The 13386-nt window shown below is 41.7% G+C and carries 11 protein-coding genes; 1 reads left to right on the top strand and 10 read right to left on the bottom strand.

Features of this window, described 5'->3' with window-relative positions; all coding sequences use genetic code 11:
* Window positions 1–5: 5 nt before the first annotated feature.
* From MKZ09_RS18165 to MKZ09_RS18130, 8 genes are all read right to left on the bottom strand, one after another.
* A complete protein-coding gene (locus MKZ09_RS18165; protein WP_076201203.1) occupies window positions 6–2237 on the bottom strand; it encodes an FAD-dependent oxidoreductase in 2232 nt (743 codons plus the stop codon).
* 84 nt (window positions 2238–2321) lie between these two features.
* Window positions 2322–3941, bottom strand: a complete 1620-nt coding sequence (locus MKZ09_RS18160) for a response regulator (RefSeq protein WP_341041903.1) — start codon at window positions 3939–3941, stop codon at window positions 2322–2324.
* 2 nt (window positions 3942–3943) lie between these two features.
* On the bottom strand, window positions 3944–5683 hold the full coding sequence (locus MKZ09_RS18155; RefSeq protein ID WP_076201209.1) for a sensor histidine kinase: 1740 nt from the start codon (window positions 5681–5683) through the stop codon (window positions 3944–3946).
* 190 nt (window positions 5684–5873) lie between these two features.
* A complete protein-coding gene (locus MKZ09_RS18150) occupies window positions 5874–6266 on the bottom strand; it encodes a hypothetical protein (RefSeq protein WP_341041149.1) in 393 nt (130 codons plus the stop codon).
* A 24-nt stretch (window positions 6267–6290) separates the two neighbouring features.
* Entirely contained in the window at window positions 6291–7460 is a 1170-nt protein-coding gene (locus MKZ09_RS18145; protein WP_256719131.1) for an extracellular solute-binding protein, read from the bottom strand.
* 66 nt (window positions 7461–7526) lie between these two features.
* Window positions 7527–8396 carry a carbohydrate ABC transporter permease gene (locus tag MKZ09_RS18140; RefSeq protein WP_036677077.1) on the bottom strand — a complete coding sequence of 290 codons (870 nt, stop codon included), beginning with the start codon at window positions 8394–8396 and terminating at the stop codon, window positions 7527–7529.
* A 13-nt stretch (window positions 8397–8409) separates the two neighbouring features.
* Window positions 8410–9357 (bottom strand): ABC transporter permease, encoded by a 948-nt coding sequence (locus MKZ09_RS18135; protein ID WP_036677080.1) that lies wholly within the window; start codon window positions 9355–9357, stop codon window positions 8410–8412.
* Window positions 9358–9727: 370 nt separating this feature from the next.
* The gene (locus tag MKZ09_RS18130; protein WP_076201215.1) at window positions 9728–10309 is read right to left on the bottom strand and encodes a TetR/AcrR family transcriptional regulator; all 582 of its coding nucleotides are present in this window, start codon (window positions 10307–10309) and stop codon (window positions 9728–9730) included.
* A 206-nt stretch (window positions 10310–10515) separates the two neighbouring features.
* Between MKZ09_RS18130 and MKZ09_RS18125 the strand changes: the two genes are divergently transcribed.
* Complete coding sequence (locus MKZ09_RS18125) at window positions 10516–11538, top strand: MBL fold metallo-hydrolase (RefSeq protein WP_076133087.1); 1023 nt, start codon at window positions 10516–10518, stop codon at window positions 11536–11538.
* 199 nt (window positions 11539–11737) lie between these two features.
* Here MKZ09_RS18125 and MKZ09_RS18120 read toward each other — a convergent pair whose 3' ends face one another.
* Window positions 11738–12562 carry a hypothetical protein gene (locus MKZ09_RS18120; protein WP_143767276.1) on the bottom strand — a complete coding sequence of 275 codons (825 nt, stop codon included), beginning with the start codon at window positions 12560–12562 and terminating at the stop codon, window positions 11738–11740.
* Between the two features lie 85 nt (window positions 12563–12647).
* Complete coding sequence (locus MKZ09_RS18115) at window positions 12648–13241, bottom strand: RNA polymerase sigma factor (RefSeq protein WP_076133089.1); 594 nt, start codon at window positions 13239–13241, stop codon at window positions 12648–12650.
* Window positions 13242–13386: the final 145 nt, after the last annotated feature.

Here is a 13386-nt window from a genome sequence, read left to right as displayed (position 1 = left end):
TGTCCTCATTTATCGATTTTAGGAGCAAACAATTTTACAGCAAACACTTCAAAATAAGGCGAACCATAAGTTGCGCAGAAATTAATTCGGATTCGGGTTACACGTTTCGCATCCATCTTATGTTTATTCAACGTTAGATAATTTCCACGAGTTATGATTGTCCTCTCGGTTCCGTCTTCTAAGGTCAAGGTCATATCATAATCTTGGATAAGGGACTCAATCGGGTCGTTGAAATGCTCCAAATCCAGCTGCGAATTAAAAACAAGATGGAGTTCGTCCAGATTTTTGGGGCTTGCAAAACAGAATTCCAACCATTCCTGTCCTTCCGTATGTTCAGAAATCCAGCCGTTCGGTTGGCCATAAGGTCTGGAGTAGCCATTAACGACATTCTCAGGACTATACATATTCTGAGCTGGCATCAGGTCCTTAAAGCAAATGCTCTTATTGAATTTCTTCAGCCTAGACGGCTCTTCCGGCCTATAATGGAAGCTGACCGCGCCTGTCAAATTCTCTTCATTACCGTATATGGCAAGGCTCGCCGTGCCCTCCAGTACGATGTAAATTTTGTCGTCAGCCGGTTTCTTGCAGTCCAAGTCTAACGTAATCCAGTCGTCATGACCGGCTGTAATAACCAAGTGGTAGTCTCTCAATTCGCTGGTTGGAATGTAGTTTTCCTTCCGTTCCCCGCCAAACAGCTTCACATGTAGAGTTTCCGAATGCTTGGACCTATTTTTAATTTTGATCCGTACGCTTTTAGCCACGGATGTCTGAATCGGCAAGACCAAACACAACCCTTTCTCCAAGGAATTCTCTTCGGTTGGATGAAGATTGACATAGCTGCGCTGAGACGAGGCACGAATAGTTAATCCGTCAGCGAAGTAAGGATCCAATTCCTCTTGAAGGCCTACAATGGTTTGCCCGTCTCGAAGCAGTAGCGCCTGCAGCTCCCCCATATGAGCTTCGACTATGGCCGCGGGGTCTACCTCATATTTCGAGCACAACGAAGCAGCTGTTCCAACCGCCTGCCCCATACAACCGCAGGTTGCCATAACCCTTGTAGATCCGAAAGCCACATGGGTAGCACTTATATTGCGACCAGCGAACATAAGATTAGGAATATTTCGTGAATATAAACTGCGGAAAGGGATATTGTACAAACCAGGCACGAAATTCCAAGCTGTAGCCGGCCCCTCATCGTAGATGCCCTTATTAGCATGTAAATCCATATACCATCCACCGACGGATACAGCATCTTCGAAATGAGGCTTTGCTGTGAGATCGTTCTGAGACAACATGTGATCCCCAATAAACCGCCTCGACTCCCGCTTTCCCGGGATCGGGCATACATAATCCAAAATGAGATTGTCTACATCATCAAATTCACCGCTATTTTTGAGATAATCCCAAATCCCGTACACCAATTTCCGCAGCTCCAACGCGATGTCTTCATTATTTTTGATAATATCCATATGTCCGCCGTATTCCAGCCACCACAATCCGCCAAGCCCGTTGATTTTTCTTGGAAAAGCCCGATGGTTTAAGCCTTTTCTGATACTATCGAAAAAGGCCAACTTCGTAATATCATACGCAAAGCCAGGTCTTTTGTATGGAACGGAATATCCTACGTCACGGGCTTGAAACAGGATCGTATCGCCCATGGTGTAATGGTCCGCCACTTCAGGAGCCAATTCTTCCTTGTATTCATGTTTCGCTTCTCTCCCCCATCGGAAGAGAGCACCTGCCTGATATCCGACAACTCCATCTCCGGAGCAATCAATATAGGTTCGGCTTTCAAAACGAAATTTCCTTTCGGAAGCCAATTGAAGGCCATCCACCCATTTAATTCTGCCGTTCTCCATGCCCGTTTCATGCACGCATGTATTCAGAAATAGAGAAATGTTAGGCTCAGCATAGACCATATCCAACAAGACCGTATCCGAAAGTGAAAGCATCAGCTTCTTGTTGTATAACGGATTATAGTGGAAAATCTTCAACTTGAGTTCTTCCACCAACCCTCCTTCGCGTGCATAATAGGATGGACTGTTTCCGAGATAAGCCGACCCGTTGATATGAACCCTGACCTCGCTGCTCGCATTTCCCCCAAGAACCGGTCGATCATTAATAAGTGACACTTGCAGCCCTTGGCGTGCGGCAGCAATGGCAGCGCATATCCCAGCAATACCTCCGCCGACGACGGTTACATCTGCTTTAATAAGCTCCATTTTGATAACCTCCATGATTAGATCCTTCTATCATGGTAATCCATTTGCTCCCTTTTTTTTTACATGATTTCGCGAAAAAATCACACATTTTTCGCAACCTTAATTGGATTCATACCGTGTCATTTTTATCCGATATTGCTTAGGAGTATCACCCGTATATTCTTTAAATAACTTGCAAAAATAACCTTCATTCACAATTCCTACTTCCTCGCACAATTCCAATATAGAATAATCCTGAACATTTAACAGCTCGAGAGCTAATTGGATTTTTTTACGATTGATGTAGCTGATAACGCCTTCATTCATTGTTTTTTTGAATAAGCTGCTAAAATACGATGGAGCTAAATTCACTTCCTCGGCAATCGCTTCGAGCGTTAATCGCTGTTTCAGGTTTTTGTCTATAAACCGCATAGCACTCATGATTTCTATACGATGCAAAAGTTGGCCAGCGTGTACATATTCGAAGGTAAAGTCGCCAATATAGGCAAGCTGCTCCCGAAAAGCTAAAAATTCTATGGGAAACTCTGCTACTTCCGTGGCTAACTTGTTCCCCGATTTAAACTTCACAATAATGTCCCTGTATAAGTCTCTTAACATAGGCGCCATGATAGACTTATGGATTTTATGGTCCTTAACAAATTGGTTCAGATCAGCAAATGCTTTCTCAAGCTCTTCCTTGGAAACCTTTCTTTTCACCCCAGCAAGAAAATCAGCCAATTTCTGTTGAACTTCTTCTTTCCTGTCATTCTGGTACTGGAACCGATGCATAGGTGTTTTTACAACTTTCTCTGTATGATAATAGAAATCATCACTCACATTTTGTGCTTCCGTGTAAGCTTGTTTGATGGATTCCCAGCCTCGGTGCTGACCTCCAAAAGCGACGGAAACCCTTTGATTCAAATATTGATGCAAGTGGGAGACGATCTGCCCCCCCAATGTCTGGCAATCATATTCCGTTTCCAGATCACTGCGATTATTTTCCCAGGAAAGAAAGCCAATAAAACGATTATCGGATAGATCCGCAGCTACACCACTGCCACCATTCATCACCGTTTCTTCGATTATATTTGTAATCGCATACCTCAAGATGTTCTGATCAGACGCTGAATAATCGTTTCGGAAACTTTCATACATATTCATTTCGACAATGAAGCAGCGATAGTTGGCTTGAAAGAAATGGAACTGCATACGATTGGCAAAATCCGATGCCCGATGAGAAGGAATTTCGCCTCTGATAAGCTCGTTAAAAAATTGCTTGCGGACTCTATATTTATTTTCAAGCACGGATACGTTTAAAGATTGAAATTCCGCTTCTTTTTTCTTAACTTCATTTAAAATCCCGGCTGCCTTATCTAAAGCCCGATCCAAATCCGCATCTCTGAGCGGAACCTTAACAATGTACTCCAATACGTTGGCTTGAATAGCTCTCTGGGCGTATTCAAAGGATGAATAAGCGGTCAAAAGAATGAATTGGGTATGGGGAAGCTTTGGCTTTAGCTGCTCAATCATGGAAATCCCATCCATACGCGGCATTACGATATCAGATATTACGATATCCGGTTTAAGCTTTACGATCTCCTCTAGCCCTTTCAGCCCATTATTCGCTTTTCCCACTAAATGAAATCGCCTATCCCTAAGGGAGAGCTCGTGAAAAAACAATTCCAATCTCTGTATGATTAGATCTTCATCGTCAACAATGAAGCAGGTGTAGTCTCTCATCATCATGCATCTCCTTTAAACAAGCCTGCTGGGAATAAGGCGCGAACCCGGGTTATTTCCTTAGGTATGCTAATGATTTGGAGTCCGAATTGTTCACCGTAGTGAAGTCTGATTCGGTCATGAATATTGTTTAACCCGATTCTTTTTCTTTTCAATTCCACATCCCCCGGTTCTGAAATTAGAATATGCTTTATTTTATCAGCTGGAATTCCCTCGCCTTGATCAACTACTTCTATGATGACATTGCCGCCCTCCCTGTACGCATGAATAGTAATAGGGCCTTCGATCCCCCCTCCGTTATAACCATGGAAGATACTATTCTCCACAAGGGGCTGCAGCAGCATTCGAAAAACCGGAAAATCTATTAGCCCTGCCTCGATATTTTCGATTAAGTGGAAGTTTCTGTTGTAGCGGATGTTCTGGATCGCGATATAGTCCGATACATTTTGCAATTCCTGACGCAGTGATACCTTCTCCGAAGCGTCGGCTATCCCATATTCCAATATTGAAATGAGAGACTCGATCACCACATCTACTTTCTCTATTTGTCCGAGTCGTATGACATTGCTGATAGAACCAAGTGTGTTATATAGAAAATGAGGGTTTATTTGAGACTGCAGCACTTGAATTTCCAGCTTGCGTTCAAGTTCATTATGAAGCTCTGCTCCCCGAATCAGTTCCACAATTTGCTGCAGCATACGATCGAATGCTCGGGAGAGATCTCCAAACTCATCGTTTCGGTTAATCGATATTGTAGTTGTGAGGGAGCCTTGCTCCACCCGCTTCATTTTTGTTTTGAGTGCATAGAGCGGGTTCCTTATATATTTGGCAATAAAGAAGGAAACGAACAGACTTAAGAGAAAACCAGCAGCTAGAAGCTCGATATAATAGGTTTCCAATCTGGATAAAGCAGCTTTCAAGCGTGATTCATCGTTGATTGAGATGATGGTCCAGTTGAATTTTTCAGTCGGTTTTTTCAGAAGGGAGACTTGAATCCCCTCCTTGGTGTGCAGTTGAAGGTTTGTTTCTGTAGTACCCAGAATTTGTTCCGCTGACGTTTCACCGATTGAAAAAGTATGATCTTGAACATTCAGGGGGCCTTTATTTTCCGAAAATCCGGCAATGATTTTTCCAGATGCGGTGATTAGAGCCAAATTCATTTGTTCTTTTTTATTAATCTTGAACAAGGTATCTTCAATGGCATTTAGGTCTAAATCTACTGCAATGGCCATAGGAAACGGAGCGCTGTTCAGATATCGGACCATCGTAACTGTCCAGCCGGAATATTTAGATTTGTAAGGATCACTGACAAATGTAATTCTTCTATTCTTGTCAGCTGCATCAAACAATGGTTCTCTTTCAGCTAAAGGTTCATCAAATATTCGGGTAGGTGTACTTCCGCCTAGAATAGATAAATCGCTTTTGATCAAATAAATATTACTGACGTAATTACTGTTGAGTTCATACAGCTCTCTTAATTGCTTTTTAATCACGTCCGGATTGTCAATGTTGGCTTTCACCGATGACTCGACCGAGAACAGCATGGTCTGGAAGGAGGAGAAATTAACTGTGAAATACTGATCAATCTTATCAAGTATCTGGTTGGTGTAATAAATGTCAGAGGTTCTTATTTCCTTTTGGACATAGCGATAAGACAATTGGCTTATCAAGATTATGCAGCTTAATACAAATGCAAACACGATAAAAAATAGTTTTAAAGGCAAGCTGATTCTTCTTCGCATCGATCATCTTCCTTTTAAATCTGTAATAAACAAATAATAGCATATGATAAGAAGAAACGCCTTCGGCGTCCTTTTTAAGGACGATAAGCGTTTCTTCGAAAAATAGAAGGATAAAGGATAAAGTAAAACTTATACTTTCTTATATTTCAATAAAGAGAGGGGCTAATTATAGCCGCTCTCTTCGTTTGATTTACTTGATTAAGCCTGCTTCTTTAAATTGCTTGATTACTGAGTCTTTATACTTCTGCATGTCAAACTTAGTTTCCAATGTATTGAGGAAATTGTCCCAGTTCGAAAGAGGTTCTTTGCCAGTCATAAATTTGACCAAGCTTTCATTAATGTAACGTTGGCGGTCAGCTGCCAATGAATCGTTCGGGTCTTCAGTCAATAAATTCCCGGGCAACGTAGCCGCCACGTATTTCTGATTGTTCTCAAAAGCTTCTGCCGTCTTAGGATTCTGGAAGCTGAAGTACTCAGCATCATCTCCGCGACGCGGCATTCTATAATGATCGACCCATAAGTACTTTTCTTTCATTTCCTTTGATAATTCGGAGGTTTTATTTTTGATCTTGCCGTCTACCAAATCCCAATGAATCCCTTTAATTCCTTATGCAAAATTCGGATATGCTTCTTTGTCGGTAAAGAGATAATTCAGCATGGACAAGATCCGAATGATTTTGTCCTTATCCGCTTTCTTGGATATGGCCCATGAATTGCCTTGGAACGATTTTCTCTCTACAATTTGATCACCATAAGGACCTGTCATTGGAGGAATGACGATCCATTCCGGCACCTCTCCACTGATTTCTTTCATTTTTTGCTGATAATCTGGTTCCAGCCTGCGGGCATCTCTTATCATAAAGCCAACTTTACCCTTAAATAACTTTTGGTCCAATAAATCGGGAGTATTCATCGTCACCCAGTCTGGATCTACAACTTTAGCTTCCATCATTTTATTGATATAAGCGAGTGCTTCTTTCATTTTTGGGTCGGTAAACAGGAACACTGGTTCATTGTCTTTCACATCAATGGCTGAGGGAGGATTGACACCAAACATCCACATCAAACTATCGAAGCCATAGGTTTGCAGATTGCCTTCTTTATTCATACCGCCTATGAATCCGTACGTATCATTTTTACCATTGCCGTCCGGGTCTTTCTCTGTAAAGGCTTTCATAACTTCAAATAGCTCGTCAGGTGTTGTTGGCACTTCCATGTTCAGCTTTTTCAGCCAATCATTACGGATAAAGAAGCTTCGACTAATACCGTTTACGTTATCATAACCTGGAACCCCAATGGTTTTTCCCTGATAGGACATCGCCTCCCAGGAGTCTTTGCTAAAACGTTTCTGCAGTTCAGGGAATTGATCCAGATATGGTGTCAAATCCGCAAGAACCCCTTGGTCATAATATTGCGCGAGATCAGCCCGGCTCTTTAAAAAGATCAAATCTGGAATATCTCCGCCAGCAATGAGTGTATTTAATTTAGTCGTTGCTTGCCCTGATTGCGGAATCATCATTTCCAAGTCGATATTTACTGCTTTCTCCAACATTTGGCGTTGGATATCTTCTTCACGGGGAGGAATCGGAGCAGCAGCATTGAAAGTTCCTTGGTTAAACATCGAAATTTTCAATTTGGTTTCAAAGGGACTAGACTGTCCTTGTGAATTACCCGAAGCTGTCGTTGTAACCTCTTTTTGTTCCCCACAGCCTGACAATACTGTTCCCACACCGACCATTGCTGTCAGAATAGCAAATGTAATCGCTTTACGTTGCATAATGACCTCTCCTTTGCTTCTATATTATCACGGTTTCCCCGTAACAACTCAGGTTGGAATATCTTTTTAACCTTTAACCGATCCCAAGAGCACACCTTTGGTAAAATGCTTTTGCATAAATGGGTAAACGATCAAAATCGGAACTGTAGTCACGACAACTGCTGCCATTTGTATAGCGAACGTACTAACAGCTCCGGTATTGGCAAGCGAATCAGCACTTTGTGTTGCGACGTTAAGCAGGATGTTGCGTAAGATCACTTGAAGCGGCATTAAGTTGGAATCATTGATATAAACAATAGCGTCGAAGTAACTGTTCCAATGCCCGACTGCGTAAAATAATGAAATTGTGGAAAGGACGGGCAAGGACAGAGGTAAAATGATCCGCCATAACGACTGAAGTTCACTTGCACCGTCTACCCTCGCTGATTCCTCGATTTCAGCAGGCAATTGCTCGAAAAAGCCTTTAATGATCACCAGATTAAATGCACTAATGAGATTTGGAATAATCAATACCCACGGACTGTTTAGCAATCCCAGAGAGCGGACAAGTAAATAAGTAGGAATTAATCCTCCTCCAAACATCATCGTAAAGACAATGAATAGTAAAAATGGGCTGCGACCCGGCAAATATTTTTTGGATAACGGATATGCCGCGATAACCGTAAAAAACACATTGAGAGCAGTGCCTACAATCGTTCGAAACAATGTAATTTTATACGCCTGCCCAATACCATGAGAAATGAATACTTCTTTATAGGCTAGAAAGGTAAAGGTTTCTGGTATAATAACAATTCCTCTTCTTAGTACTTCCGATTCTGGCGTTACTGAAACAGCAACCACATATAGAAAGGGTAGTAAGCAAAGTAAAGCTAGCAAAATAAGAATAAAATAAACGAATGCTTGCCAAACCTTTTCTCCGATTGTCAAATTGATCATTTTGATAACCACCTCACCAAATTTGCCCATCGAATTTTTTGGCGAGCTTATTCGCTGCCAACACTAAAACAAATCCGATGACCGCTTTAAATAATCCCACAGCAGTAGCCAAGCCAATCTTAAGTCGCTCGAGCCCTTCACGGTATACCCATGTGTCTATAATGTCGATCTTCTCCTGATTAAAGCTGTTGGCAAACATGAATATTTGGTCAAAACCAGCATCCAGAATATGGCTTAATTTAAGGATCAGCATCAGAATCATAACGCCTCGAATGCCGGGAAGTGTTACATGCCATAGCTGTCTCCACTTGGAAGCGCCATCAATTCTAGCCGCTTCATATAAGCTTGGATCGATTCCTGCTAATGCTGCAAGGTACAATATCGCTCCCCATCCAATATCCTTCCATATCTCAGATAAGATGATCAGCAGTCTGCCCCAGGCAGGTTCCGTTAGGAATGAGATGGGTTCAACTCCAGTTTCCTTCAAAATCATGTTAAAGAGACCATCCCCTGGGGCTAATAATGCCACCATCATTCCATAAACAATGACCCATGATAGAAAGTGGGGTAAATAAGTGATCGTTTGTACGATTTTCTTAAACCATTGGGTATAAACTTCATTGAGCAGCAAAGCAAGTATGATAGGAGCTGAGAAACCGAACAACAGCTTATACAGGGATATGATAATCGTATTTCTCATGATGTCCCAGAAATAAACGCCGTTCATAAAATCTGTGAAATTTCTAAATCCCACCCATGGGCTATCCCATAGTCCCAAAGCCAGGTTATAGTTTTTAAAGGCAATAATGATTCCCGCCATAGGAATGTATTTGAATACGGCAAAGTAAACTAATGCCGGGAACAAGAGAGCGTACATCACTTTATACTTTTTTATCGTCCTTATCCATGAGTTCCGCTTTTTGGGGAGGGGAATGGCGTCCGCTGCCAATTTTGCTTGCATATCATCACCTCGTCTTTATTTGTATTTGTATAATAGCATCCCCCTACTGGATAAATTTCTGTAATTTCAAGAATTTCTTATAAGATATTAAGTAAGTACAGCCCTGGGTAAATCCAATGCAATAGGCATGATTGTCTTGCATTAAAGCTTGTACAATAACTCTGACTCGAAAGTTTGAGTATAGACCAAATACAATCCTGTGGTTCCAACAAAAAAAGCCCTGGAAAAAATGGGCTTAATTTAATGAGTCATGTTTTTTTATATAATGCATTCACGTATTTTATTTTCCACTAACAAAAACTACATTCATGAGCAAAAAAGGCATCCTCCAGCGTAAGTTTAGAGTTCTCAATATATAAATCAATAATGCTTATGACTGAGCCAAAATTCCTTTAACAAACAATGAGACACTAAGCTTGTAGAACTCTTCCTCGGTGACGAATTGGGATTGATATTGCCTGTGAATCAGCTCGCTCATCTGAAATCCGTAACACATCGAGAGAAAAGTCATTGCGACAAGACGCTCATCCTGTCTGGCGATAACTTTTTTCTTCTGCAAGCGTTCAAAATATTCAACCAGCAAGGAGTGAAGCTTAGCCGGCGGATCCGCGAGCACTCTGTCTAATTCGGGAAGCATTCCTTTGTCGCGGATGCCAATCAAAATGATGTCCGCATTTTTATGGAAAAACAAACGGTACTGCTGACTTACATTTAGCAGATCGACTTCCGGATTATCGGTCGCTTCCTCTTTTAACAGCTTCTCAAATTGCGGAATATCCGAATGTCTTTCAATGATGGCTTCCAATATCCCTTGCTTACTTCCAAATTGCCGAAAAATCGTAGATTCATTGACTTTAGCTTCTGTTGCAATGGCTTTGGTGCTTACTCCCCGATAGCCATTCTTTTTGATGAGCCGTGTCGCGGCTTCAATGATTCTGTCTGAAGTTTGCATTGTATTTCTCCTTTTGCATATGTTAAACCTATTCTACTACAAGTTCTGCAGTCAGGTACCAATTGCGTGAGCGTGCCCTTTTACTATCATATCGAAAAGAATAAATGCAAGCAAGTACTCGCTTGCATTTATTCTTTTCATTCTCTATAATAATGACTTAGTCAGTATGCCTTATTCTAAAAACATATACGTAAAGGAGAATTTTTATGAAGTATGGACGTATTATCCAAAAACCTCGCGTTAAATTTTTTGAAGTCGCAGATGGCGTCTTTGCTGGTATTACGCCGTATCGTGGGATCAGTTGGGCCAATGCCGGATTCATCAACAAGGGTGATGGGTTGGTGTATGATACGTTCTTCGATTTGTTCCATGCACGGGAAATGCGGGAAGCTTTTATGGAAGTAAGCAACGGCGGCTCTCCCGCATATGTCGTGAACTCGCACTATAACAGCGACCACGCCTGGGGAAACAAAGTGTTTGAAGATGCTTGTATTATTATGCACAAGGAAGCCTCCAGAGAGCGTCTCACCGAAAATATCGCCTGGATGGACAGCGTCATCAGAAGAGGAAAGAATTCTCCGGAATCGACTCCGGGCGAGCGGTTTTTTGCAGCGGAATTTGAAGGGTTCGACCTGGAAGGCGTAGAATGGGTGCTCCCGAGTATTGAGATAAAGGACGATATCAACATCCGTCTTGGCGATACAGAAGTTATGATTCACAACGTAGCTCCAGCCCACTCTGATAGTGACTTACTATTGTGGATGCCAAAAGAAAAAGTGCTGTTCGCTGGCGATGTCGTGTTTAATGGTTGTACGGCATACAGCGAAGAGGGAACCCTCAATTGGGTTAAAGTGCTTGATCGCATTATTGATGAAATTAAACCCGAAATCGTTGTTCCAGGGCATGGCGCCATTTGCGGCTTGGATTTCGTGAAGGAACAGAGAGACTACCTCTTGAACCTGATCAGCGAGTTCAACAAGCATTACAATGATGAAATCGATTCCTTGTCCCTGACCAAGCAAATGGATATTTCCCGCTTCCTTCATTGGATTCAGCCAGAACGCTTGTATGTTACAGTGGATATCCTATTGAAAAGCAAACGAGGGTTGCCACCCCTTCCAGTTTGGAACGAGGTGCCTGCTAAGCTGGAAGACATGAAAGCTTTCTTGGCTGGAAAATATGACAATCAGATCAAGCCATGGGACCCTATGAGTGTTTGGCAAGAATAGCAATTTACAGCTAACCTATGAAAACAAAAGAACGGCCCTGTCGCTAATGATGCGAACAGCGGCGGTTCTTTTGCATTGTTCCAAGGAATTAAAATCGGTGATTAGAAACGATTATGATAGAAAATGGAGAAGGACTATGACTTACTAGAGGAGAATCTCCCCAATTGGATTGGAGAGATTCCCGTTGTTGTTGTATTTATTATTCCAAATAGCCTTCGGCAAGTTTCATTAGGGTTTCTTTGCTTACTTTATTTATGTCACCACGTAAAGTATAGGCGTATTTCACCTTTTTGTCTGGGCTCTCGTATACCCATTTCAGCTCGTGCGTCTGCGAAGGAGCAAATTCTGTATGCAGCATTTCTACTCCCTTCACTTGAATCTTCTCCTGCTTAAATTCAACCTTTTCGTCAATATACATTGTAGGGTCGCTCTTTCCACTCAGATTAGTGATATCAACCCCGATTTCATCTTCGCCATTTTGATACGTAGCAAAGAGAAGGAAAAACTGATCTGTCATTTCAACCGGCATCATGGCATATCCCTGATTGGATTCTTCGGCCTGCTTTCTCAGTTTTTCTGCCATTTTCTTTTTTTCTTCCGAAGAAGGAGGATTCACTTCCTGAGCATTTTTAAAGATTACGTCCGCCTTCTGGAATGTATAATTTCCATTGATGTTGTCTGCGATCTTAATGGATTGATCCGTAAACTTATCACGCAATTGAGATGAATCGTGGAAGATAGTCAACTTTGTTCCAAGATCTGTTTGATGGTTCGGGTTATTGGCAACCATATAGAAAAGCCCAGCTTCCCCGTTCTTTAGCACCTTTTCCTTCAGTTCAAAAAATGCCTTGAACCGCGCTGCCTCATCTTTCGATTCTGTTTTTTCGTAATCTTTCGTAGATTTCGTTTCATATACGACTTTGCCATCCTTATTGGTCAAAGAATGATATTGAACTGCCGCATAACCCGTGGAGGCCATTAACATCATCCCTACACACGCAGTCAGAACAACTTTATATTTCATAAAAAACCTCTCCTTTTCTTTTGGCTTAGCATGTATTATTCTCATTACTTTTCCTGTCAAGTCGGCGTCAGGAATGCTCGCGTCATCAAACAGTTTTTTCAAATCCCGATCCCTGTCCATATTCATACACTCCCACTCCCTTCACTTGAGCATAATACTTTCGAAATTTTGCAGATGTACGTTCGTACCTTTTACGAAGGCTGGCGCTGTTTTTACCGAGAATCAATCCGATCTCCTGATAGCTTTTATCCTCGACACAACGTAAGATTAACAAATTACGCTCTTCCGCCGATAATTTTGCCATGGCCTGATGTACGGATTCATCAAAATAGTTGGCTTCAATATGCAAATCGACTTCATTATTTTCTTTATCATCCTGGTAAAAGAAAGGTAAATATTTCACCAACTTTCGCTTACGGATGATGTCGATACATTGATGGTAGGCAATCTTGTATACCCAGGCGCCAAAATCGATCTGATATTGGGTATATTTTTTCAAGGTGCGGAAGGTCTTCAAAAATACCTCCTGTGCGTTTTCCTCGGCTTCGGCATAATTGCCCAGCATGTGATAACAGTAGAGAAAAATCGGTTTTTGATAAATGTCCATGATTTTCTCGAATTGTTCTGTGTTCCCATCCAACACATCTGCAATAATCTGATTTAACTCCGTATCATTCAAGCTGTCCCCCCCCTTTCACTCTATACAACGAAGAGCTCGACCTAAAATGTGACAGCAATAAAGATCATTACAATCTAAATCGAGCTTCGCAAGGAGCTTGTACGATCCTTTTCCGTTGATTTAATAGTTACGTTTCCCTTGTACA

The sequence above is a fragment of the Paenibacillus sp. FSL R5-0908 genome (assembly GCF_038006245.1).
In the GTDB taxonomy this organism is placed as follows: Bacteria; Bacillota; Bacilli; order Paenibacillales; family Paenibacillaceae; genus Paenibacillus_AQ; species Paenibacillus_AQ odorifer.
The sequence above is the reverse complement of the archived record's forward strand: the minus strand, read 5'-3'. Positions and strand labels throughout refer to the sequence as shown.

What these genes read in the sequence shown, in the direction of transcription:
- MKZ09_RS18135 (WP_036677080.1), bottom strand. Translation starts at nt 9,357, where the DNA reads ATGCAAGCAAAATTGGCAGCGGACGCCATTCCCCTCCCCAAAAAGCGG.
- MKZ09_RS18145 (WP_256719131.1), bottom strand. Translation starts at nt 7,460, where the DNA reads ATGCAACGTAAAGCGATTACATTTGCTATTCTGACAGCAATGGTCGGT.
- MKZ09_RS18120 (WP_143767276.1), bottom strand. Translation starts at nt 12,562, where the DNA reads ATGAAATATAAAGTTGTTCTGACTGCGTGTGTAGGGATGATGTTAATG.
- MKZ09_RS18140 (WP_036677077.1), bottom strand. Translation starts at nt 8,396, where the DNA reads ATGATCAATTTGACAATCGGAGAAAAGGTTTGGCAAGCATTCGTTTAT.
- MKZ09_RS18125 (WP_076133087.1), top strand. Translation starts at nt 10,516, where the DNA reads ATGAAGTATGGACGTATTATCCAAAAACCTCGCGTTAAATTTTTTGAA.
- MKZ09_RS18160 (WP_341041903.1), bottom strand. Translation starts at nt 3,941, where the DNA reads ATGAGAGACTACACCTGCTTCATTGTTGACGATGAAGATCTAATCATA.
- MKZ09_RS18165 (WP_076201203.1), bottom strand. Translation starts at nt 2,237, where the DNA reads ATGGAGGTTATCAAAATGGAGCTTATTAAAGCAGATGTAACCGTCGTC.
- MKZ09_RS18155 (WP_076201209.1), bottom strand. Translation starts at nt 5,683, where the DNA reads ATGCGAAGAAGAATCAGCTTGCCTTTAAAACTATTTTTTATCGTGTTT.
- MKZ09_RS18130 (WP_076201215.1), bottom strand. Translation starts at nt 10,309, where the DNA reads ATGCAAACTTCAGACAGAATCATTGAAGCCGCGACACGGCTCATCAAA.